17 protein-coding genes are annotated in these 22842 nt (G+C 70.8%); 3 read left to right on the top strand and 14 right to left on the bottom strand.

The features are described from left to right. The 9 genes from ASE27_RS07710 to ASE27_RS07670 form a co-directional block, all read right to left on the bottom strand. Positions 1 to 1038 (bottom strand): NAD(P)H-dependent glycerol-3-phosphate dehydrogenase, encoded by a 1038-nt coding sequence (locus tag ASE27_RS07710; protein WP_056648436.1) that lies wholly within the window; start codon positions 1036 to 1038, stop codon positions 1 to 3. Further along, positions 1035 to 1700 (bottom strand): 1-acyl-sn-glycerol-3-phosphate acyltransferase, encoded by a 666-nt coding sequence (locus ASE27_RS07705; RefSeq protein ID WP_082608679.1) that lies wholly within the window; start codon positions 1698 to 1700, stop codon positions 1035 to 1037. The genes ASE27_RS07710 and ASE27_RS07705 overlap by 4 nt, the downstream gene beginning before the upstream one ends. Before the next feature lie 154 nt (positions 1701 to 1854). Next, the gene (locus ASE27_RS07700; protein ID WP_056648433.1) at positions 1855 to 2460 is read right to left on the bottom strand and encodes a response regulator transcription factor; all 606 of its coding nucleotides are present in this window, start codon (positions 2458 to 2460) and stop codon (positions 1855 to 1857) included. After that, the gene (locus tag ASE27_RS07695; RefSeq protein WP_056648431.1) at positions 2457 to 3797 is read right to left on the bottom strand and encodes a sensor histidine kinase; all 1341 of its coding nucleotides are present in this window, start codon (positions 3795 to 3797) and stop codon (positions 2457 to 2459) included. Before ASE27_RS07695 ends, ASE27_RS07700 begins: the two co-directional genes overlap by 4 nt. 216 nt (positions 3798 to 4013) lie before the next feature. Next, positions 4014 to 4886: an ABC transporter permease gene (locus tag ASE27_RS07690; protein WP_056648429.1), complete on the bottom strand. Its 873-nt coding sequence runs from the start codon at positions 4884 to 4886 to the stop codon at positions 4014 to 4016. Further along, positions 4883 to 5917, bottom strand: coding sequence for an ABC transporter ATP-binding protein (locus ASE27_RS07685; RefSeq protein ID WP_056648425.1), 1035 nt, complete (start codon positions 5915 to 5917; stop codon positions 4883 to 4885). The genes ASE27_RS07690 and ASE27_RS07685 overlap by 4 nt, the downstream gene beginning before the upstream one ends. Before the next feature lie 66 nt (positions 5918 to 5983). Next, entirely contained in the window at positions 5984 to 6283 is a 300-nt protein-coding gene (locus tag ASE27_RS07680) for a hypothetical protein (RefSeq protein WP_056648424.1), read from the bottom strand. Positions 6284 to 6464: 181 nt separating this feature from the next. Next, positions 6465 to 7781, bottom strand: a complete 1317-nt coding sequence (gene murA, locus ASE27_RS07675; RefSeq protein ID WP_056648421.1) for a UDP-N-acetylglucosamine 1-carboxyvinyltransferase — start codon at positions 7779 to 7781, stop codon at positions 6465 to 6467. 345 nt (positions 7782 to 8126) lie between these two features. Beyond that, positions 8127 to 9164 carry an adenosine deaminase gene (locus ASE27_RS07670; protein ID WP_056648419.1) on the bottom strand — a complete coding sequence of 346 codons (1038 nt, stop codon included), beginning with the start codon at positions 9162 to 9164 and terminating at the stop codon, positions 8127 to 8129. Positions 9165 to 9354: 190 nt separating this feature from the next. Here ASE27_RS07670 and ASE27_RS07665 point away from each other — a divergent pair, with 190 nt between their 5' ends. Both ASE27_RS07665 and ASE27_RS07660 read left to right on the top strand, forming a co-directional pair. Further along, positions 9355 to 10722: an MFS transporter gene (locus tag ASE27_RS07665; RefSeq protein ID WP_056648417.1), complete on the top strand. Its 1368-nt coding sequence runs from the start codon at positions 9355 to 9357 to the stop codon at positions 10720 to 10722. 167 nt (positions 10723 to 10889) lie between these two features. Further along, positions 10890 to 12236 carry a PP2C family protein-serine/threonine phosphatase gene (locus ASE27_RS07660; RefSeq protein WP_056648415.1) on the top strand — a complete coding sequence of 449 codons (1347 nt, stop codon included), beginning with the start codon at positions 10890 to 10892 and terminating at the stop codon, positions 12234 to 12236. A 97-nt stretch (positions 12237 to 12333) separates the two neighbouring features. Here ASE27_RS07660 and ASE27_RS07655 read toward each other — a convergent pair whose 3' ends face one another. The 3 genes from ASE27_RS07655 to ASE27_RS07645 form a co-directional block, all read right to left on the bottom strand. Beyond that, positions 12334 to 12798, bottom strand: coding sequence for a luciferase family protein (locus tag ASE27_RS07655; protein WP_235535385.1), 465 nt, complete (start codon positions 12796 to 12798; stop codon positions 12334 to 12336). Positions 12799 to 12995: 197 nt separating this feature from the next. After that, complete coding sequence (locus tag ASE27_RS07650) at positions 12996 to 15737, bottom strand: glycoside hydrolase family 3 N-terminal domain-containing protein (protein WP_056648414.1); 2742 nt, start codon at positions 15735 to 15737, stop codon at positions 12996 to 12998. 5 nt (positions 15738 to 15742) lie between these two features. Then, positions 15743 to 18220, bottom strand: a complete 2478-nt coding sequence (locus ASE27_RS07645) for a glycoside hydrolase family 3 C-terminal domain-containing protein (RefSeq protein ID WP_235535384.1) — start codon at positions 18218 to 18220, stop codon at positions 15743 to 15745. A 77-nt stretch (positions 18221 to 18297) separates the two neighbouring features. On the opposite strand from ASE27_RS07645, the gene ASE27_RS07640 reads away from it, so the two are divergent. Beyond that, on the top strand, positions 18298 to 18915 hold the full coding sequence (locus ASE27_RS07640; RefSeq protein WP_056648410.1) for a TetR/AcrR family transcriptional regulator: 618 nt from the start codon (positions 18298 to 18300) through the stop codon (positions 18913 to 18915). 160 nt (positions 18916 to 19075) lie between these two features. On the opposite strand, the gene ASE27_RS07635 is transcribed toward ASE27_RS07640, so the two are convergent. Both ASE27_RS07635 and ASE27_RS07630 read right to left on the bottom strand, forming a co-directional pair. Next, positions 19076 to 21949, bottom strand: coding sequence for a class I SAM-dependent DNA methyltransferase (locus tag ASE27_RS07635; RefSeq protein ID WP_056648406.1), 2874 nt, complete (start codon positions 21947 to 21949; stop codon positions 19076 to 19078). Between the two features lie 325 nt (positions 21950 to 22274). After that, positions 22275 to 22842: FAD-dependent oxidoreductase (locus ASE27_RS07630; RefSeq protein ID WP_162259223.1), on the bottom strand; the 568-nt coding region annotated here is incomplete at its 5' end.

Here is a 22842-nt window from a genome sequence, read left to right as displayed (position 1 = left end):
TCAGCGCCCCGAGGTCACGCCCTCGGACTTCTGCGGACGCGCGAGCAGCCCGCGGGCCATGTCGTCGACCGGCATGCCCTCGTGCAGGACGGCCACGACGCCGGCCGTGATGGGCATGTCGACGCCCACCTTCTGCGCGAGCTCGAGGACGGAGCGGCAGGACTTGACGCCCTCCGCGGTGCCGCCCGTCGCCGCGACGGCCTCCTCGAGGCTCATGCCCTGCCCGATGTGCTTGCCGAGCGTGTGGTTGCGCGACAGGGGCGACGTGCAGGTCGCGACCAGGTCCCCCATGCCCGCGAGGCCCGAGAAGGTCTCGGCGTCCGCACCCAGCGCGAGCCCGAGTCGCGTGATCTCGACGAGACCGCGCGTGATGACCGTCGCGGTCGTGTTGTACCCGAACCCGCGGCCCTGGGCGATGCCCACGGCGAGCGCGATGACGTTCTTCACCGCGCCGCACAGCTCGACGCCCACGACGTCCGAGTTGGTGTACGGCCGGAAGTAGGACGACGAGCAGGCCGCCGCGACGAAGCGGGCCGTCTCCGGGTCGGTCGCGGAGACCACGGTCGCGGTGGGCTGGTGCTCGGCGATCTCGCGGGCCAGGTTGGGGCCCGAGACCACGGCGACCTTGTCCAGCGGGAGCCCCCACACCTCGGCGACGACCTCGCTCATGCGACGGTCGGTGCTGAGCTCGACGCCCTTCATGAGCGAGACCGCGACCGCGCCCTCGGCGAGGTGCTCGCGCAAGGGGGCGAGCGTCGCGCGGGCGCTCTGCGAGGGGATCGCGACGACCACGAGCTGGGCGCCCGCGAGCGCCGCGGCCGCGTCGGTCGTCGCGGTGAGCCCCGCGGGCAGCTCGATGCCGGGCAGGTAGGCCGAGTTGTGTCGCGTGGCGTTGACGTCGGCGGCGACGTCGGCGTTGCGGCCCCACAGCCGGACCTCGCAGCCCGCGTCCGCGAGGACGGCCGCGAACGTGGTGCCCCAGGCGCCGGAGCCGAGCACGGCCGCCGTGACGGGCGACGAGTGGGTGGTGGTGCTCACTTGCGTTCCTCCGAGCCGGGGTTCTTGCGGACGTCGAACCGTTCGGCCGGGGCCTTCTCGCCGCGGATCTCCTCGAGCAGCCCGGTGATGGCGTCCATGATGCGGTTGGTGGCCTCGCGCAGGGTCGCGGTGTCGATGGGACGCTCGTAGAGGTCCGACAGGTCGACGGGCGGACCCGCGTGCACGGCCACGTCCTTGGGCGGGATCGGCCGGAACCGCTTGCTGTAGCGGGGCAGGATGTCCTGCATGCCCCACTGCGCGATGGGCACCACGGGCATGCGGCTCGCGAGGGCGAGGCGCGCCGCACCGGTCTTGCCGACCATGGGCCACAGGTCCGGGTCACGGGTCAGGGTGCCCTCGGGGAACACCGCGACGCACTCGCCCAGCGCGAGCTGGTCGACCGCCGCGCTCACCGAGGACGCAGCCCCCGCGGTGTTGCGCTGCACCGGGATCATCCCGGTCTGGTCCAGGAGCCAGCGCAGGCCGGGGATCTTCCAGAGCGACGCCTTGGCCAGGATCTTGGGCGCCCGGCCGTGGTCGTACAGGAAGTGGGCGAACGTCAGCGGGTCGATGTTCGACATGTGGTTGCCCGCGGCGATGAAGCCGCCGGTGGCGGGGATGTTCTCCGCACCCTGCCAGTCACGGCGGGTGATCGCGAACATCAGGGGTCGCACGACGATCGCGACGAGTCGGTACGCACGGCTGTCAGGATGAGCTTTCGGCACGGTCACCGAGCCTACCGGGCCGCGTGCCGTCGTCGGGCCCGACGGCGCCGCGCGCCCGGGGTGAGACCCTCACCCCGGCCGGGACGCACCGTCAGATCCACCCGTGCCGGCGGGCGAGGTGGACGGCCTCGTGGCGGTTCGTCGCGCCCAGCTTGGCCGCGGCCGACGAGAGGTAGTTGCGCACCGTGCCCGGTGCGAGCGAGGCGCGCGTCGCGATCTCCTCGACGGGCGCTCCCCCGGCGGCGAGCTCGAGCACGTCGGCCTCGCGGGGCGTCAGGGGGCTCGCGCCGGCCGCGATGGCCTCGGCGGCGAGCTCGGGGTCCACGTACCGTCCGCCCGCGTGGACCTGACGCACCACGTCCGCCAGGACGCGCGACGAGACGGTCTTGGGCAGGAACGCGCGCACCCCGGCCTCGAGCGCGCGCTTGAGGTACCCCGGTCGGCCGTGGCTCGTGACCATGACGACCCCGCACCCGGGCACCTCGGTGGCCAGGGCCTGGGCGCCCTCGATCCCGTCGAGGCCGGGCATCTGGAGGTCGAGCACCGCGACGTCCGGCGTGTGCTTGCGTGCGGCCGCGAGCGCCTCGGTCCCCGACGCGGCCTGGACGACGACCTCGAGGTCGTCCTCGAGCGAGAGCAGGGTGGCCAGGGCGTCGCGGATGAGGTTCTCGTCGTCGGCGAGCAGGATGCGGATCACGCGGTGGGGCCTTCCTGGGCGGGGCGAGAGGTGCCGGTGCCGCGGCCCCGAGGGACGAGCGGCATGCGCGACACGAGGCTACCGACCCCCGGGAGCGGGACGGTGGCCGTGAGACGGAACGTGGGGGGCTCGAGGTCGGTCTCGAGCCGACCACCGGCCCCGGCGAGCCGCTCGCCGAGCCCGATCAGCCCGGACCCGCTGGGGCTGCCCGGGCTGGTCGTGGTGCGGTCGAGGTCGGGGACGCCGTCGTTGGTCACGGTCAGGACCGCCTCGCCACGCTCGACGCGCAGGGTGATCTCGCAGCGCGTCGCGTGGGAGTGGCGGACCACGTTGGTCACGGCCTCGCGCACGACCCAGGCGAGCGCCTCCTGCGTGGCCTCGGGCAGCGACCCCTCCTCGCCGTCACCGTACGACCCGATCGTGGTCTCGATGTCGGCCGACCGCAGGACCGAGCGGGCGCCGCTGAGCTCCGCGGCCAGGTCCGCGGCACGGTAGCCCGCGACGACCGCCCGGACCTCGCGCAGCGAGTCCTGCGCGATCTGGCGCACCTCGAGCATCTGCTCGGCCGCTCCGGGGCGTCCGCGCGAGGCGAGCTCCGCGGCCAGCTCGCTCTTGACGGCCACGACCGAGAGCGTGCGACCGAACACGTCGTGCAGGTCGCGCGAGAAGCGCAGCCGCTCCTCGGCCACGGCAAGGCGCGCGTGCAGGACGCGGTTGCGCTCCTGCTCCCACACGATCCCGAGCATCCACACCGACACCCGGTAGGACGCGAAGATCCCGACGCACATGAGGACGACGCCGATCCCCTGGCCCACCGCGATGCCCGCCGCCGTCTCGTCGCGGACCGGGGCGACGAACCACGAGACGAGCCCCGAGACCGCCGCGACGCCGACCGCCCCGAGCGCCAACCACCGGAAGGTCAGGAGCGGCGCGCAGGCCGCGACCGAGAACGCGGTCGCCGCGGTCACGACCAGGACCGGGGTGTTGCCCTGGAACATGGATCCCTCACCCGTCGGGTACGCCGCGAGGCCGACCACGCAGGTCGCGAGCGCGAGCCCGCACATGGCGCCCAGGGCCCACCGGGGAGGCGGCGGACCGCCGAGGAACCGGGTGACCCCGTACCGGATCACGACGACGCACGAGGCGGTGTGCGCGAGGCACAGCCCGATGAGGGGGGCGAGCAGGGCCGGGTGCCCCGTGGGCACCTCGCCCACGACCCAGAGCACCACGAAGAGCTCGAACGTCGCGACGACGTACAGCGACCAGCGCGTGTAGGTGTCGAACCGTTCGGGGTTGCTGCGACGCGACCACGCGCCGACGAGGGGGTTCCAGCTCACGGGGTCAGCCTTTCACGTGGGCATCTTCGAGGGGTGCCGGGCTCCGGTCCTCCGGTGCTCCCGGTGCTCCGGTGCTCCGGTGCTCCCGGTGCCGAGCACGAGGTTGCGGTCGCTCTCAGCAGGAGAGCGACCGCAACCTCGTGCTCGACCGATCGCAACCTCGTGCTCGACGACGCCGCCCAGCCCGGGTCCACCACGAGCGACGTCGTCACCACCTCAGCGGCGCGGCTCCCACCGCATGTACCGGGCCGCGAGCCACGCGCCGACCACGCACCAGGCGAGCAGGATCGCGAGCGGCTGCGCGGCCAGGGCGAACGTCTCCCCGAAGCCGACCGCGTCGCCGTCGGGCCCCAGCCCGGTGAGGCCGATCGTCAGGAGCTCGCCGACGGGGTGCAGGGGCGTGAATGCGGCGAGCGTCTGGACGCTCTCCGGCAGGAGCGCGAGGGGCAGCGTGGTCCCCGAGAGCAGCAGCGCGAGGGCCATGATGGGCAGGGTCGAGAGCTGGACCGACTCGAGCGTGCGCGTGAACGCGGTGCTCGCGGCGGCGAGCGCCGCGAAGACGAACGTCCCGCCGAGCACCGCGACGAGCAGCAGCACCACGTTCGCGGGGGCGTCGAGGCCGATCCACAGCGCGATCGCGGCCCCGCCCAGCACGAGCTGTCCGAGCATCGTCACGACCGCGGGCGTCGCGGCGCCGATCAGGATCTCGGCGTCCGAGCACTGCCCGGTCCGCAGACGCTTGAGCACGAGCTCCTCGCGCCGCGCGACGTAGGCGCTCGCCAGGTTGTAGTAGACGACGAACATGAGCGCGAAGCAGATGAGGCTCGTGAGCGCGAAGGCCCCGACGACCGACGCCCCGGCCCCGTCGCCCACGACCGCCTCGAGCGCTCCGGAGAAGTGCAGGAACGCGACCATCGCGGGGGCCAGCGCGACCCCGTTGAACAGGGCCGTGCGGTTGCGCAGGAGCAGCGTGGTCTCGGCGCGGACGAGCGAGCCGACGCGGCGCAGCGAGCCCGCGAGGCCGGTCGTGCCGCGGGGGGCCGAGGGGGCACGGGTCGTGCGGCGGGGGGTCTGGGCGAGGGTGGTCATGCTGCACGCTCCGTCGGGTCGATGGTGGAGGAGGCAAGGCCGGGGCGCGAGGCGCCGGGCCCGTCGGCGATCGCGAGGAACGCCTGCTCGAGCGACGCGGGGCGCGCCTCGATGCGGCCGAACGTCACGTTGCGGTCGGCGGCCCAGGCGAGCAGCACCGCGAGGCTGCGCTGGAGGTCGCGCGTCGCGATCGAGAGCGTGCCGCCCTCGACGCGCTCGAGGCTCTCGCCCGGCAGGAGCGGGAGGTCCGCGAGGTGGGGGCGCACGCTCGCCTCGTCGACGTAGACGTGCGCGGGCTCGGCGTCGACGATCTCCGCGACCGTGCCCTCCTGGACGATCCTGCCGCCGTGCATGATCGCGAGACGGTCAGCGAGGCGCTCGGCCTCCTCGAGGTAGTGGGTCGTCAGGACGACGGTCGTGCCGTCGTCGAGCAGCGACTGGACCAGGTCCCAGGCCGAGCGGCGGCTCTCCGGGTCCAGGCCCGTGGTCGGCTCGTCGAGGAACAGCACCTCGGGGCGTCCGAGGAGCGCCAGGGCGAGGTCCAGACGGCGCCGCTCGCCTCCCGAGAGCGACGTCACCGTCACGTCGGCGCGGCCGCGGAGCGCGACCAGGTCGAGCGCCTCCTCGACCGGGCGCGGTGCCGCGAGCGTCCCGGCCCACATGCGCGCCGTCTCGATCGCGGTCAGGTCGGACGGGAAGCCGGCCTCCTGCAGCATGATCCCGATCCGCGGGCGGACCTGGGCGCGCTCGCGGTAGGGGTCCTTGCCGAAGACCTTGGCCGTGCCGGCCGTGGGGCGTGAGAGCCCCTCGACGACCTCGAGGAGCGAGGTCTTGCCCGCGCCGTTGGTCCCGAGGAGCGCGAAGAGCTCGCCGCGGCGCACCTGGAGGTCGACGCCCGCCACCGCCTCGAACCCCTTGGCGCCGCGGGTGCTGCTGGCGTACCTGCGGCGCAGGCCCTGCACGTCGATGACGAGGTCGTCCTGGCGGGCGTCGCGGCCCGAGGCGCCGTGGTCGAGGCTGTCGTTGTCCATGCCTCCAGCCTGGTGCCCGCCGGTGCGCTCAGGCAGTGCAGCCCTTCACCCGTTCTGTCGGTTTCCTCATGCTTCGTCGGTGAGGTTTGTCATGTCCGACGGGGCGTCCGACGTGGCACCCACGGCGGGTCCCGTGCCGTCGGTCGTGGTGCCCGTCCCGGGGGCCGCCGGGGCGCTCGTCAGCGCGAAGCCGCCCAGGGTGAGCACCGAGAAGGTGAGGGCTCCCGCGCCCCAGGTGAGTGCCCGACGTCGGGCACCGCGCGGCTCGGCCCGGTCCACGGGCCCGACGTGGTCCGTGGGCCCAGCAGGCTCGGCGGTCCCCGCGTGCGGCGCGGGGTCGTTCGCGGGGGACGTGTCGGACGGCATGGCTGCTCCTCCTGTCCGGGCGAGCCCTTCGCCCGTACGACCCACCCTGCCCGTGCGACCTGCGCGCCCGGTGGTACGGGACTGTGCGGCGCCTGTGAGCGGGCCGGCGGACGACGACGGGCGCGGCGCGTGCCTCAGCACGCCCCGCGCCCGTGGGTCGATCCCTGGTGACCGGCGCCCGTCAGCCGCGGCTGACGTCGGCTCCCAGCGCGTCGAGCTTGTCCTGGAAGTACTCGTACCCGCGGTCGATCAGGCCGATGCCGCGCACGGTCGACGTGCCCTTGGCCGCGAGCGCCGCGATGAGGTGGCTGAACCCGCCGCGCAGGTCGGGGACCTCGATGTCCGCCGCGGACAGCGGCGTGGGGCCCGAGATGACGGCCGAGTGGTGGAAGTTGCGCTGCCCGAACCGGCACGGCAGCCCGCCCAGGCACTCCTTGTAGACCTGGATCGTCGCGCCCATGCCCCGCAGCGCGTCGGTGAACCCGAAGCGGTTCTCGTAGACCGTCTCGTGCACGATCGACAGGCCCTTGGCCTGCGTGAGCGCCACGACGAGGGGCTGCTGCCAGTCCGTCATGAAGCCCGGGTGCACGGCCGTCTCGAGCACGATCGCGTTGAGGTCGCCGCCCGGGTGGTAGAACCGGATGCCGTCCTCCTGGACCTCGAACTCGCCGCCGACCTTGCGGAACGTGTTGAGGAAGGTCATCATCTCCGGCTGCGTCGCGCCCTTGACGGTGATGTCGCCGCCGGTCGCGAGGGCCGCCGAGCCCCAGGAGGCCGCCTCGATGCGGTCGCCCAGCGCGGTGTGCTGGTAGCCCATGAGCTTGTCGACGCCCTCGATGCGGATCACGCGGTCGGTGTCGACCGAGATGATCGCGCCCATCTTCTGCAGGACGGCGATGAGGTCCATGATCTCGGGCTCGATCGCGGCGCCCGAGAGCTCGGTGATGCCCTCGGCGCGGACCGCGGTGAGCAGGAGCTGCTCGGTGGCCCCGACGCTCGGGTACGGCAGGGCGATCTTGGTGCCCTGGAGGCGGCGCGGGGCGCGGATGTGGATGCCCTGCTCGCGCTTGTCCACCACGGCGCCGAACTGGCGCAGGATGTCCAGGTGGTAGTTGATGGGGCGGTCGCCGATCCGGCACCCGCCCAGGTCCGGGATGAACGCCTCGCCCAGGCGGTGCAGCAGCGGCCCGCAGAAGAGGATCGGGATGCGGCTCGACCCGGCGTGCGCGTCGATGTCCGCGACGTGCGCCGACTCGACGTCGGTCGGGTCGAGGTGCAGCGTGCCCGCGACCTCGTCCGCGACGACCTTGACGCCGTGCAGCTCGAGCAGCCCCGTCACGACGCCGACGTCGCGGATCTGCGGCACGTTGCGCAGCACGCTGGGCCCCTCGCCGAGCAGGGAGGCCACCATCGCCTTGGAGACGAAGTTCTTCGCCCCTCGCACGGTGATGGTCCCGTTGAGCGGTGTGCCACCGTTGACGTACAGCAGATCGTTCATGTGGTCGTCGTCGCCTAGCTCTCTCGATGGTCGTGCGGATGGGTCCTGCGTCCGACTCGGTCCGTGCGTCCCCTGCCGCCGGCGGCCTGGTGGGCCGCTCGGGCGTCGGTGCGCGGACGCCGCTCGCGGCGCCGTGCTCCCTGTCCCCCAACGCGGGGCATCCGAAGATTATTCACCCACCGGGGCCGATCCGACGACGGCGAGGCCCGCGAGAGCTCGCTGACCAGCAGGGACACCGGCCGGACCCGCTCGGTGGGCGCCAGGGGCGCCCGTCACCCAGGTGCTCGACGGCGCAGGCTCGCCTCACGCGCGAGGCGCGCTCCGCCGTCGGGCACCTGTGGCGTGCTACGGGCGGGTCGGCTCGTACTGCTCGACGTAGCGGTCGACCGCCGCGAGGTAGGCCGCCCGACGGTCCTCGTCGATCCAGGACGCCTCGAACGAGTTCTTCGCGAGCGTCACGACCTCCTCGGAGGTGAGGCCGGCCTTGGCGGCGACCGCCGCGTAGTTGTCGGCCACGTACCCGCCGAAGTACGCGGGGTCGTCGGAGTTGATCGTGATCTTCACGCCGTCGCGCAGGAGCTGGGCGACCTCGGCGGCCTTCATGTCGTCGGTCACGAAGCTGTTGGACACGGGGCAGCTCGTCAGGCCGATGCCGCGCGCCTTGACCTCGGCGACGAGCGCCGGGTCCTCGACGATGTTGGTGCCGTGGTCGATGCGGTCGACCTGGATGGTCTCGAGGACCGTGCGAATGTTGTCGATGCTGCCGACCTGGTCGATGTCGCAGTGCATCGTCAGGCGGTAGCCGAGCTCACGGGCGCGCGCGAACACCGCGGTGAACTTCTCGGGCGGGTTGCCCCGCTCGTCGGAGTCGAGGCCCACGCCCAGGATCAGGTCCTTGAACGGCACCGACGCCTCGAGGGTCTCGGCCGCGCTCTCGGCCGAGTGGTCGCGCAGGAAGCACAGGATGAGGTCGGCGTCGACGCCGAAGTCTGCTGCGGCGGCCGCGGCGCGGTGGTAGCCCTTGACGACGGCCTCGAACGGGACGCCGCGCGAGGTGTGGGCCTGGGGGTCGAAGAACATCTCGGCGTGCTGGACGCCGTTGGCCGCCGCGCGCAGGAGGTATGCGTGGGCGAGCTCGAAGAAGTCGTCCTCGGTCTGCAGCACGTCCATGGCCGGGTAGTAGACCGCGAGGAAGCTCGTGAGGTCGGTGAACCGGTAGGTCGCCTGGACCTCCTCGACCGTGCTCTGGCCGATGTCGATGCCGTTGCGCTCGGCGAGGCGGAGCTTGAGGTCCGGCTCGAGCGTGCCTTCGAGGTGCAGGTGGAGCTCGGCCTTGGGCAGCCCGGTGACGAAGTCCAGAGTCGGCTGGAGGGGCAGGGGCATGGTTCTCCTTCGTGAGGGGGTCGTCCTCCCATCATGCCCCTGGCCCTCGTGATGACCACATCGCGAGACGGCCACTTCGCCATGTGGTCACGGTCCTTACCGTGGGAGGGAAGTTACCGGGTAGTACGGTCCCCTCCGGCGCGCAGGGAGACCTCCCCGAACCCATCCTCTGCACCAGGAGCACACCCCCGTGACCACTACGGCCGTCCACCCGTCCGCCGAACCCGACGCCCCGGTCAACAGCAAGGGCCGCGTGATCTTCGCGAGCCTCATCGGCACGTCGATCGAGTTCTACGACTTCTACGCCTACGCGACCGCGGCCGTGCTCGTCTTCCCGACCGTCTTCTTCTCGGCGCTCGACGGCGGGACCTCCCAGCTGCTCGCGTCGTTCGCGGTGTTCGGGGTCGCGTTCGTGGCGCGTCCGCTCGGGTCGATCGTGTTCGGCCACTACGGCGACCGGATCGGACGCAAGGGCACGCTCGTCGCCTCGCTCCTGACCATGGGCGTCGCGACGTTCCTCATCGGCCTGCTGCCGCCGTCGACCACGCCCGGGTGGGCCGTGCTCGCGCCCGCGCTGCTCGTCCTCATGCGCTTCTGCCAGGGCCTGGGGCTCGGCGGCGAGTGGAGCGGCGCGGCCCTGCTCGCGACCGAGAACGCCCCCGCGGGCAAGCGCGCGATCTGGGGCACGTTCCCCCAGCTCGGGGCGCCCATCGGCTTCATCCTCGCGAACACCACGTTCCTGGTCCTCGCCGAGACGCTGACCGACGCGCAGTTCGCCGCGTGGGGCTGGCGCGTGCCCTTCCTGGCCAGCGCGCTCCTCGTGATCGTGGGCCTGTGGGTGCGCCTGCGGCTCGTCGAGACGCCCGCGTTCCAGAAGGTCGTGGAGACCGGCGCGGTCGCCAAGCTGCCCGTGGCGCAGGTGTTCCGCTCGTCGTGGCGCCAGATCGTGCTCGGCACGTTCATCATGCTCGCGACCTACGTGCTGTTCTACCTCATGACGACGTTCACGCTGACGTTCGGCACCGCGCCCGCCGAGGTCGCCGCGGGCAGCGGCGGCGCGCCGGGTCTCGGCTACGCACGCACCGACTTCCTCGTGATGCTCATCGTCGGCGTCGTGTTCTTCGGGATCTTCACACTCGTCTCGGGCCCGATGGCCGAGCGGTTCGGCCGCCGCAAGCACCTCATCTGGACGACCGTCGCGATCATCGTGTTCGGCGCACTGTTCGTGCCGCTGTTCACGGGCGGGACCGTGGGCGTCATGACGCTCCTGATCGTGGGCTTCACGCTCATGGGTCTGACGTTCGGCCCCATGGCCGCGATCCTGCCCGAGCTCTTCCCCGCCAACGTCCGGTACACGGGCTCCGCGATCGCCTACAACCTGTCGTCGATCCTCGGGGCGGCCGTCGCGCCGTTCATCGCGGTCGCGCTGTGGGAGCAGGCCGACGGCTCGCCCGTGCTCGTCGGGGTCTACCTGTCGGCCATGTCGGTCCTGACGCTCGTGGCGCTGCTCGTGAGCAAGGAGACCAAGGACGTCGACTACACGGACAACGTGAGCTGACGCTCCCCCAGCGGCCCGACGGCGGGGCGCACCTTCCCACGGACGGCGCGCCCCGCCGTCGGGCATCCGCTCCGCGAGACCCTTCCGGCCCCCTCCGCGCGCACTTCTGCGGACGCACGACTTGTCCGCCATGCTGAGGGAAGGACGCAGGGGAAGAGGCCGATCCGATGACGGACGACGCGCGAGACGTGACGAGCGGCCGCGCGAGGGCGGCACGGGGGTCCGCGCCGCGCACCGAGCGCCCGGCCGACGACGCGAGCCCCTCGCCCGCAGCCGACAGGCTCGACTACCGCGCGGTCTTCGCCGCCCTGTCCGCGCCCAAGGTCCTGCTGTCCCCCGACCTGACGGTCCTCGACGTCAACGACGCCTACCTCGACATGCTCGGGCTGCCCGCGACCGCGCTCGTCGGACGCCCGCTCAACGCAGGCTTCGCCTTCTCCCCCGCTGACGACGAGCGCGTCGCGCGGGTCGTCGACTCGTTGCAGCGCGTCCTGCAGACCGGGCGGATCGACCTGCTCGGGCCGCTGCGCATCGACGTGCCCGGCGACCGGCCGGACGAGTGGCTCGAACGCCACTGGCTCATGACCAACATCCCCGTCTTCGACGCCAGCGGCCGCGTGGCCGCGCTCGTGCACCGCGCGGAGGACGTGACCGACATCGTGCAGAGCTCGCAGCGGACCGCGGCGGGCCAGCAGATCGGGCTCGACGCCGCGGTGGTCGACCACGCCCTGCACCTGGGGTCCTCGCTCGGCAGGTTCCAGGAGAGCTTCGACCGCGAGCGGCGTGCCGCGCTCGCGCTCCAGGACTCGATCCTGACCCCGCCCGCCCAGCCCGAGGGGCTGCGCATCGACGTCCGCTACCGGCCCGCCTCGCGCGAGATGCACGTCGGCGGCGACTGGTACGACGCGTTCGAGCTCTCGTGCGGGTGCACGCTCGTGGTCGTCGGGGACGTCGTCGGCCACGACATCTCCGCGGCCGCGACCATGGGCCAGCTCCGGGGCGTGATGCGGGGCGTCGCGTACGAGTCGGGCGACTCGCCCGCGGGCATCCTCGAACGCACCGAGCGGGCGGCCGACGGGCTCGGCATCGACGCGGTCGCGACGGTGGCCGCGGCGCTCGTGGGGCTCCCCGGGCCGACCGGCGACCGGACGCTCACGTGGGTCTCGGCCGGGCACCCACCGCCCGTCATGGTGCGGGCCGACGGTTCGGCCGAGCTCCTCGCGCGGCACAACGACCGGTTGCTCGGCATCGGCTCGGACGCGTCCCGGACGGACCACACCACGCTCGTGCACCCCGGGGACGTGCTGCTCCTCTACACCGACGGCCTCGTCGAGCGGCGCGGCACGCGGCTGCGGGAGGCGCTCGACCGGCTGCCGGGCGTCGTCGAGGAGCTCGCCGGCCGCTCGCGGGAGGACCTCCTCGACGCGCTGCTCGCCCGGCTCGTGCCGCAGACCACCGAGGACGACATCGCGCTCGTGTCGGTCGAGGTGCTGGCGCCCGGGGGCGCGAGGTAGAGGGCTGGGGCCGAGACAGAGGCCTGAGGCCGAGGTAGAGGCCTCGGGCCCTCTACCTCGACGCGGACCCTCTACCTCGATGCTCCTCGGCTCGGGGCTACGCGTTGAGCGCCCGTGCGAGGTCCAGGCTCTCGCGCACCAGCCCCAGGACCACGGCCAGCTCGTCGACGTCCCGCGGCCCGTAGACCATGATCTCGGTCGAGTGGTCCGCGTACTGGTGCGCCTCGCCCCAGCCCGCGGCGCAGACCTCCTGGGCTCGCTCACGCGGCAGGCACAGGTGCAGGCTCGTGTCGGTCACGCCGTGCAGGTGGACCGGTTCGAGTCGCTGGTCGGGCGCCGCGAGAGACGTCGTGGGGTTCGTGGTGCGCTCGTGGCCGTCGAGGAACAGCGCCCGGGAGGACGCCGGGGAGACCGAGCTGTGCCCTTCGCGGACGCCCTCGATCGTGGTCGCTGCGAGCACGAGCTCGCCCCACAGCGGGGCGGGTGCCCGCTGGTCGACCTGCCGGTGCGGCCCCTCGTCGGACGTGGTGGGACGAGGGCCTCGGCGCGGGGTGAGAGTCATGGGCGGGACGCTAGCGGGACCGGCACGGCTGCGGCGAGGGAATTGCCCCGGCGCGGGCACGCTGAAGGCGCCCGACGCCGGAGCGCACCGTCGCGGGGAAGGTGCGCTCCGTCGTCGGGCGCCTGGGTGGTCCAAGCCCTGCCCGGCCCCGGCGGGAGGTGGAGCCTCCCACCGGGGCCCGGGGCGGCGCGCCCGGATCAGTCGAACAGGTTGGTCTGCAGGACCGTGTACAGGATGGTGTGGACGCGGTCGCGCAGACCGTTCCCAACCCCGACCGGGTCCTCCTCGACCGCGGCCCTGGTGGCCTTGTCGGACCCCGGGAGCATCGCGAGCATGAGGTCGTTGCCGTAGCGGGCCGCGAGGCCGGGGTCCATCCAGGAGCCGAGCACCGCGTCGGTCGAGACGACTCCCTGGAAGCCCCACTCGCCGCGGAGCACGTCCTGCAGGAGCTGCTCGTTGCCACCGGCCCACACGCCGCCGATGTTGATGAACGAGCTCATCGCGCCCGTCGGGCCGGCCTCCTTGACCGTGATCTCGAACGGCTCGAGGTACAGCTCGCGCAGGGCCTGCTCGTCGACGAACACGTTCACGCCCGACCGGGCGTTGACCTCCTGCTCGTTGAGCGCGAAGTGCTTCATGAACGTCAGGACGCCCTTGCTCTCGGCGCCCGAGACCATCGCGGCGGACAGCATGCCCGACAGGTGCGGGTCCTCCGAGAAGTACTCGAAGTCGCGCCCGCCCAGCGCGGAACGGTGCAGGTTCATGCCGGGGGCGTACCAGCCCTCGATCTCGTAGGCGTTGGCCTCGGTCCCCACGGACTCGCCGAGCGCGTACGCGAGCTCGTCGTTCCACGTCGCGCCCACGACGACCTGGGTCGGGTAGGCGGCCGCCTCGAGCGGGCTGAAGAGCGAGTTGAGTCCTGCCGGCCCGTCGAGCAGGTCCATCGCGGGGATGCCCAGCCGCTCGACCTCGTGCGTGCGGTAGGCGCCCTTGGCGAAGAGGTCGATCTGCTCGTCGAGCGTGAGCTGGTCGAGGAACTCCTCCCACTGCGGGTCGTCACGGTCGAGGCCGGCCAGGTCGGCCAGGACGAGGCCGTTGTCGGCGCCGTAGGTCGGGGTCTCGCCCTCGGCGGGCTCGATCTGCGGGTCCATGCGCGCGAGCAGCTCGTCGGAGGCCGTGGCCCCGGCCTCGGGAGCCTGCGGGAACGTGCCGTCCCAGTCGGCGCGCGAGAGGTAGGTCAGGTCGCCCTCGACGTAGTCGAAGCGGTTGGTCAGCTCGTGACCGGTGTCGGCGTCGGTGTCGTAGACGACGTCCTCGGCCACCACGTGCTCGAACTGCGCGACCGGCGTGTGCACGTCGGTGCGCACCGAGATCTGGTACGTCCCGGCCTCGAGCAGGTACGCGCCGTGGCCCTCGGTGTCCCACGAGGCCATGTCGCGCACGTCGAACGTGACGGTCAGAGTCTCGGACTCCCCCGGCTGGAGCATCCTGGTCTTGTCGTAGCCCGCGAGCTCGATCGCGGACTTCTCGATGCCGCCCGGCGTGTACGGAGCGGAGAAGTACGCCTGCACGACGTCCTTGCCCGCGACGTCGCCCGTGTTGGTCACCGTGACGTCGATGCTGACCGTCTCGCCGTCGACGCGCGGTGCCGTGGCCTCGTGCGCGAACGTGGTGTAGCTCAGGCCGTGGCCGAACGGGAACTGCACGGCCTCGGCGTAGCCCGCCTCGTCGCCCGCGTAGCGCGTCTCGTAGTAGCGGTAGCCGACGTAGATGCTCTCTTCGTAGTCCATGTAGGAGCGCTTGGTGTTCGCGTAGTCGAAGTCACCGACGTTGGCGACCGCCGGGGCGCTGGTCACGTCGTAGGCGTAGGTGTCGGTCAGGCGGCCCGACGGGTTCACGTCCCCCGTCAGCACCTTGGCGAGCGAGACGGCGCCGCGGGGACCGGGCGTGCCGATCCACACCGCGGACCTGATCTGCGGGTACGCGTCGAGGAACCCGAGCTCGAGCTGGTTGCCCGAGTTCACGACCACGACGACGTCGTCGAACGAGGCCGTCACGACGTCGAACAGCTCGCGCTGCTCGTCGGTCAGCCGCAGCTGCTCGGGGGTCATGTCCGACCCCTCGACGCCGTCGTTGCCGATGACCACGAGCGCGGTGCCGGAGAACTCGGCAGCCTGGGCCATGACGTCCTCGGTGAGGTAGTCGGGTGCAGGCTCGCCCTCGCCCGGGCTCAGCACCGAGCTCGCGATCTGCACGAGGCCGTTGCCGCCACCGGTCTCGGTCTTGGCGCCGGCCTCCTCCATGGTCGCCTTGAGCTCGGGGTTGACCGCGATCCCCTGCTCGGCGAGCGCGTCGTAGAAGGTCACGGCCTGCGACTGGTTGCTGCCGCCGGACCCGCCGCCGCCGAGGATGAGGTTGAAGGACGCGAAGCTGAACACGTTGAGGGCGTCGTCGGCAAGCGGCAGGAGGTCGTCCTCGTTCTTGAGCAGGACGATTCCCTCGTCGGAGATGTCCTCCGAGACCAGGGCGGCGTTCTCCCGGGCCGCCACGCCCGCGGCGGAGGACGAGTCGTACTCGATCGACAGGAGGCGGCCGAACGCGCTCGCGAACGGTGCGACCAGCCCTACGATCGCGATCACGGCCACGGCCGTGACTCCCCACCCGACGGCGCGGCGCGGACGGTGCTCGACCTTGCGGTTGATCCGTGCGCGTCGCCTGTCCTCCCGGCGCTCGGCCCGGGTCATCCCGGCGCGCGCGGCGGACCGTTCGGCCTTCGCGGCCTTCCGTGCCTCCCGGGCAGCGCGCTTGTCGGCCGCCTGGGCTTCCTTGCGGTCCTGCGGCGCCATCGCCTTCAGCTCGGCGCGCCGGGTTCGCCTGGCCGCGCGCAGCTCCTGTGCGCGCGCGACCGCGTCCCGCTTGATCTCTGTGCGTGTCGCCATCGTTCTCAGTCCTTCTTCGGAGCCCGCGCGGCCTTCGCGTGGGCACGCCATGCCGGGACCAGGCGGCGCATGCCGCGCCAGAACCGGCCGTTGACCATCACGAGCAGGGCGTCGAGCATCGCGTCGTCGACCTTGCCCGCGCTCATCCGCGACACCGACCGGAACGGCAGGTCGAGCGCGAAACGGGTGTTGTTCGCCGCCAGGGGGCGGCCCAGTGCCATGAGCAGTCGGCCGGCGGTGTCGATGAGCCCGACCAGCAGGCCCCCGAAGCCGCCGCGGCCTCGCGCCTGGGCGACGATGTCGTCGCGCGTGAGCGGCTGCCCGACGGGCCAGTCCGGGGACGGGGGCGTCCGCCCCAGGAGCGCAGCGAACTCGGCGGCCGGGACGCGGTCCACCTTGCCGCTGACGTAGTGCGGCAGATCCGTGGTGTCGGGCGTCCAGGGCTCGCCGTCGATCTCGACGCACGCCGTCAGGCGGAGGTCGCGCGACGACGCCCCGACCTGCACGGTGTAGGTGCCGGGCACGGTGCGCCACTCGTGGGCGCCCGTGTCGTAGGCGTCGAACGCGTGCTCGGCGAGCTCGACGCTCACGCTCGCTCTCTCGCCCGGTGCCAGGGCTACCTTCGCGAAGCCCGCGAGCTCGCGGGGTGCGCGGAACGCGCCCTCGGCCGCGCCCGGCGCCTCGACGTAGACCTGCACGGTCTCGGTCCCGGCGCGGTCCCCGGTGTTGGTGACCGTGACCTGCACGCCCTCGCGGTCCGCGGCGAGGTCGCTGTGCTCGAACGTCGTGTAGCTCAGGCCGTGGCCGAACGGGTAGCGGACCGGCAGGCCGACCTTGTCGGCGTGGCGGTACCCCACGTAGATGCTCTCGCGGTGCTCGGACGTCGCCTCGGTCCGCCCGAACGTCGCCGACGACGGCACGTCGGTGTAGCGCAGCGGGTACGTCTCGGCGAGGCGCCCGGCGGGGTCCGCCCGGCCGGTCAGCACGTCGGCGATCGCCTGCCCGCCGCCCTGGCCACCGAGGTAGCCGTGCACGATCGCGTCGACGTGCTCGGCGAACGGCAGTTCGACGGGCGCGCCACCGGCCAGCACGACCACGACCGGCACCCCGAGCGCCGTCAGCTCGCGCGTGAGAGCGAGCTGATTGCGCGCGAGGCGCATGTGCGTCCGGTCGACCCCCTCGGCCTCGGCGGACTCGTCCAGGCCGAGGAAGAGCAGCACGACGTCGGCGCGCTCGGCGAGGCGGACGGCCTTGCGCCGGCGTCGCACCGACGACGACGAGTCCCACGCGCCCCGGCCCGCGTCGCGGCGTGCGTAGCCGGGCTCGTAGCCGACGACGTCCAGCTCGCTCGCCCGCAGCGCGTCGAGCGCGACGTCCACCCGGGTCGGGTTCACGAGCGAGCTGCCCGCCCCCTGGTACCGGGGGCTCGCCGCGAAGTCGCCGATCACCGCGACGCGGCCCGAGTGCGACCCGAGCGGCAGGGTCCCGCGCGCGTTGCGCAGCAGGACGACCGAGCGTCGCGCCGCCTCGACCGCGAGCGCGTGGTGCGCGTCGTGGTCGACCGGTGCGGCGCCGTCGGGCGTGCGGGGTCCCTGCGCCCGGGCGCGCTCCGTGCGCGCGATGAGAGCCAGCAGCTCGTCGACACGGGCGTCGAGGACCGCCTCGTCGAGGCGCCCCTCCTGGACCGCGCGCACGACCTCGGCGTCGGTCACCCCGTCGGTCGACGGCATCTCGAGGGCGTTGCCCGCGACCAGGCCTGCGACGCGGTCGTTGTTGCCGCCCCAGTCGGTCACGACGAGGCCGTCGAAGCCCCACTGCTTGCGCAGGATCTCGTCGAGGAGCTCGCAGTGCTCGTTTGCGTAGGTCCCGTTGACCTTGTTGTACGAGCTCATGACGGTCCACGGCCGGCCCTCGGTGACCGCGATGCGGAAGGCCTCGAGGTAGGTCTCGTGGAGCGCGCGCTCGTCGACGACCTCGTCCATCGACATGCGGTGCGTCTCCTGGCTGTTCACCGCGAAGTGCTTGGCGCTTGCGGCGACGCCCTGGGACTGGATACCGCGGATCTGCGCGGCGGCGAGCCGGCCCGCGAGCAGCGGGTCCTCGGAGAAGTACTCGAAGTTGCGGCCCGCGAGCGGGTTGCGCTTGATGTTGAGGCCGGGGCCGAGCAGGACGCTGACGCCCTCGGCGGCGGCCTCGGTGCCGAGCGCCTCGCCCACGCGCTCCACGAGGCCGGGGTCCCAGCTGTTGGCGAGCGTGGCTGCGGTCGGGAAGCACGTCGCGGGCAGGCTGGCGTTGAGACCGAGGTGGTCCGCCGCCCCGCCCTGCTTGCGCAGACCGTGGGGGCCGTCGGTGAGCATGATCGAGGGAACGCCGAGCCGGTCGACCGGCTTGGTGTTCCAGAAGTTCGCGCCTGAGGTGAGCGAGGCCTTCTCGGTGAGGGTCATCTCGCTACGGGCACGTCGTCGGGCGTCAGGAGGAAGCACGGCGTCAGGATAGCCCAACCTCCACCACTTGGTGGAATTACGGGAGGGGGTAGCCTCTGACCTCGGAGAGGATCGTCGTGACCACACAGCAAGCAGCCACCACGGGGCGGCCCGAGGGGTACGCCACCGGGCGGGCGACCAAGCAGTCGATCGTCACCCGCGCCGCAGAAGCCTTCGCCCAGAAGGGGTTCTACGGAGCCTCCCTGCGAGGCATCGCCCGTGAGGCCGGGGTCGACCACTCGACCCTCCTGCACCACTTCGGCACCAAGACCGCGCTGCTCCTGGCCGTCATCGAGTGGCACGACGCGCAGCACGCGCCGCCCCAGATGCCCACGAACTTCGCCCCCGAGGACCTCGTCGACGGGTTCGTCCACGTCGCCGAGCGCAACCGGGAAGCGCCCGGGCTGGTCCAGCTCCTCTCGACCCTCTCGGCCGAGGCTGGCACCGATGGGCACCCCGCGCGGACGGTGCTGCAGCAGCGGCACCAGGTCCTCGTCGGGGTCATCGGCGGGATGATCCGGTCGCAGCGTTCGCGGGGGGTCCTCGCGGACACTGGGGCCTCACCCGAGGAGCGCGCGGCGCTCGTCATCTCGACCTGGGAAGGGCTCCAGGTCTACGACGCACTGCACCCCGGGACCGTCGACGTCCCCGGGATGGTCGGCGAGATGCTGCGGCGGGAGTTCGGTATCGGGTGATCGCCCCGGGAGCAGTCGACATCGGCCCGCCACTCGCCGCTGGCGAGGCACCTACCACCTAGGGCCTACTGGAGACACAATTCCAAACGTCTGCCACACATGAGGCGAATATCCACGCTCCACATGGCGAATAGCGATCATGTGACCGACCACCGCACCTCTAGTCACGGTCCACAATAGCCCGTAGATAAGTTGGCAATTCACTAAAGTCCGACGTTACGACATGCCCCCGGCCAAGGCTGCGATAAAGAAGACCATCTTCCGACCGTGAGTCTGGGTAAAAAAACTCATCGTTCCCACACTCTCGACACGGCGCGTAGCGGAGAACGCCGTCGAGCGACCACTCGCGACTGCCATCACTCACCATGACCTGCCCGCGCGCAACTGGGGAAGTCCGCGTAGTCTCGGCCACCGAAAAGTCCGGATGATCGCCGCGGAGGTCACGAATCCGGGTACGAAAGACCTGATCATTTGGATCCCAATCAAGATCATCCACCACCCGCCATTGAAGGCGAGTCATCGGCCTTAGACTTTTAATCAGATAGTCGATCTTTAGACGGCGTTCGCCGTTGTCAACAAGAAAGTCCGAGCGGGTACGTGGGCCACTTCCATGCGATCTATGATTTCGCCAGGAAATGAAGTCCTTGAGCAAGGAATCGAGCTCACTGCCTTGCTTTGCAGCATCGGCAAGGCCACTAAGAGAAACTCCTCTGGCAAGAAGATCGGATGCCGACGCACTGGCAAGGCGGTGCCAATCGCCGAACGACAGGGCGCGCTTCCGAAGATTATTACGCCAATTGCCATTTAAGGTGCCAGACAGACTTGCAAGGCAGCCACCGAGTGTTGCTCCAAGCGTAATTAGACACGCCTCAAACAAGTGGAGCACCGCCTCGCTTTCCGCTCGGGGATCTCCACTTGTCCGAGCAATGCTATACGCTCGAAGCTGCCTCGCGATTGGATGCGGAAATGTCAGTTGTGCAATTGAAAGCGCGGTGGATAGCTGGTCGATCGCTCGGCCAGCCGCCGAGGCATCCGTAACAGTGTCCATATACTCTAGCAGCGCAGCGTCTCCCTCCAATGCCGAAAACGCCTGGCCAGCCCGAGCCTCAAGCGTCGCAACAAGGCGCTCAGCCTTCCCTCTGAGCCGTTCTAGCGGCAGCCCGTCGAACCCCTCGAAGTTGGACGATGGCAACTGCGGGAGCTCGACCTGGAGAAGATTCTCGTAGGTGATCCTCGGCATTCCGGGGCCGGAGTATCGCCGCGCCTCGATCCTCTGAGAGACGTACTCGCTGCGCAAGATCGCCAAAAGTACATCGGGGGCGACTTTTTCTGGCCGAATTACATGTAGCGACTTATCGGCGGCGAGCGGTTGCGAATCGAGTATTGGCCCGATGGCCATGAAACGCGGCTCCCCAATCGTACGACAGATTATGTCACCTTCGCGGAGTGGCGTAACCCGCCCGACCGCCCTTTCTGCTGCTAAGGGATCGATTTCTAGCCCAGACAGTCTGATACTTCTATGATTGACAACCAGAAACCCATCAACCCCATTCTTCGGAAGGGGTGAGACGACATGATGGCCCAACTTAAGTCGACTGCTCGCTCCTTGGAAGCGATAGCGATTGAGCGAGAAGTCGTAGTCGTTGCCCACGATTTCGGCCTTGGGTACGCAGAACGACTGCGCAGTCCGCGGGCGGGACTTCTCGGAGGCGTCGCGCTGGTGCCAGCGGTCGAGCACGTCGGGCAGGTTGTTCTTCGCGTGGTTCGCGACGACGAACGCCTCGTCGGGAGCGGCACCGAGCTGTCCGGCGTCGAGCAGCGGCTGGCGCTTGTCGTCCAGGGACCAGCCGTCGGCCTGGATGTCGTAGAACCACACGTCGTCCGTGCCGCCGGAGTCGGTGCGGGTGAAGAACAGGATCGCGGTCGAGACCCCGGCGTACGGCTTGAACGCCCCGGCCGGCAGCTTCACCACGGCGTCGAGTTTGTGGTTCTCGACCAGTATTCGCCGCAGCGCGCGGTGCGCCGTGGAGGAGCCGAACAGGACGCCGTCGGGCACGACGACTGCGGCCCGGCCCCCCGGCTGGAGGAGCTTGAGGATGCGTGCGAGGAACAGCAGCTCGGTCTTCTTGGTTTTGACGACCTTGAGCAGGTCCCTGGACACGGCCTCGTAGTCGAGCGAGCCCGCGAAGGGCGGGTTGGCGAGGATCAACGAGTACTTGCCCTCGTCGCCGCCCGCTGCCTGCGACAGCGAGTCGCGGTAGCGGATGTCGGGCTTCTCGACACCGTGCATGAGCATGTTCATCGACCCAATACGCAGCATCGTCCGGTCGAAGTCGTACCCGTGGAACATCGACTCGTGGAAGTGGTCGCGCGTCGCGGGGTCGTGCAGGTCGTCCCCGAACTCGTCGCGGACGTACTCGCTCGCTGCCATGAGGAATCCTGCGGTGCCGCAGGCAGGGTCGCAGATCGAGTCCTTCGGTGTCGGCGCCGTCATGCGCACCATGAGGTCGATCAGGTGGCGCGGCGTGCGGAACTGACCGTTCTGCCCCGACGCGCTGAGCTTGCCGAGCATGTACTCGTACAGGTCACCGTTGGTGTCGCGACGGTTCATCGGCACGTCGTTCAGCATGTCGATGACCTTGGCGAGCAGGCCGGGCGTCGGGATCGTCAGACGCGCGCCTTCCATGTGGGAGGAGTACGTCGACCCGTCGCTGCCGAGAGTCCGCAGGAACGGGAAGACATGGTTGTCGACCACGGCGTACGCGTTCTCGGGAGACTCGTTCTTGAACGACTTCCACCGCAAGGCCTCGAACGGAACACCGGTCGGCGAGTTGCCAGCGGGGAAGATCGGGTCCTGGATCGGCTGACCGGTCCGGTTCGCCCGGTTCTCCTTCAGAGTCTGCAGCTCGTCCAACCGACGGACGAACAGCAGGTGCGTGATCTGTTCGATCACCTCGATCGGGTTCGAGATTCCAGCCAACCAGAAAGCGTCCCAGACGCGGTCGATCTTGCTCTTCAGCTCACCAGTGATCACCGAGAGAGTCTATTGGCGACGCGTCCGTCACATCTTCGCACAGCGTTGACCGGCCTGGCCGACGCTGCTCTCGCGGAGCCTACCGTCGGGCGGGCCCGAATCCGCGAAACTCGCGGATCCGGGTTCCCTCTCCTACCGACCAACCAACCAACCAGGTCAGAAGTTGATCATGTGCCCCGCGAGCCCGTGAATGGCCTCCTGCACGGCCTCCGAGAGCGTCGGGTGCGTGTGCACGTTGCGCCCCAGCTCGGACGCCGTGAGNGTCTTGGCGCCTTGATAGACGGGGATGACGATCCCTCTCCTACCGACCAACCAACCAACCAGGTCAGAAGTTGATCATGTGCCCCGCGAGCCCGTGAATGGCCTCCTGCACGGCCTCCGAGAGCGTCGGGTGCGTGTGCACGTTGCGCCCCAGCTCGGACGCCGTGAGGTCCCACTYCTGCGCGAGCGTGAGCTCGGGCAGSAGCTCGGACGCGTCCGGGCCGATCAGGTGGCCGCCGAGGAGCTCGCCGTAGCGGGCATCGGCGACGARCTTGACGAAGCCCGTGGGCTCGCCCAGGCCGTGTGCCTTGCCGTTGGCGGTGAAGGGGAACTTGGAGACCTTGACGTCGTAGCCCTCGTCGCGGGCCTGCTGCTCGGTGAGGCCGAAGCTGGCGATCTGCGGCTGGCAGAACGTCGCGCGCGGCATCATGCGGTAGTCGCCCAGCGTCATGGTCTCGGCACCGCCGATGGTCTCGGACGCGACGACTCCCTGCGCCTCGGCGACGTGCGCGAGCATGAGCTTCGCGGTGACGTCACCGATCGCGTAGATGTGGGGCACGTTGGTGCGCATGACGTCGTCGATCGCGATCGCRCCGCGRTCGGTCAACGCAACGTGACGACGAAGAAGTCGA

This window comes from Oerskovia sp. Root918 (assembly GCF_001428945.1).
Lineage (GTDB): Bacteria > Actinomycetota > Actinomycetes > Actinomycetales > Cellulomonadaceae > Oerskovia > Oerskovia enterophila.
This window is presented reverse-complemented; position numbering and strand designations above follow the sequence as displayed.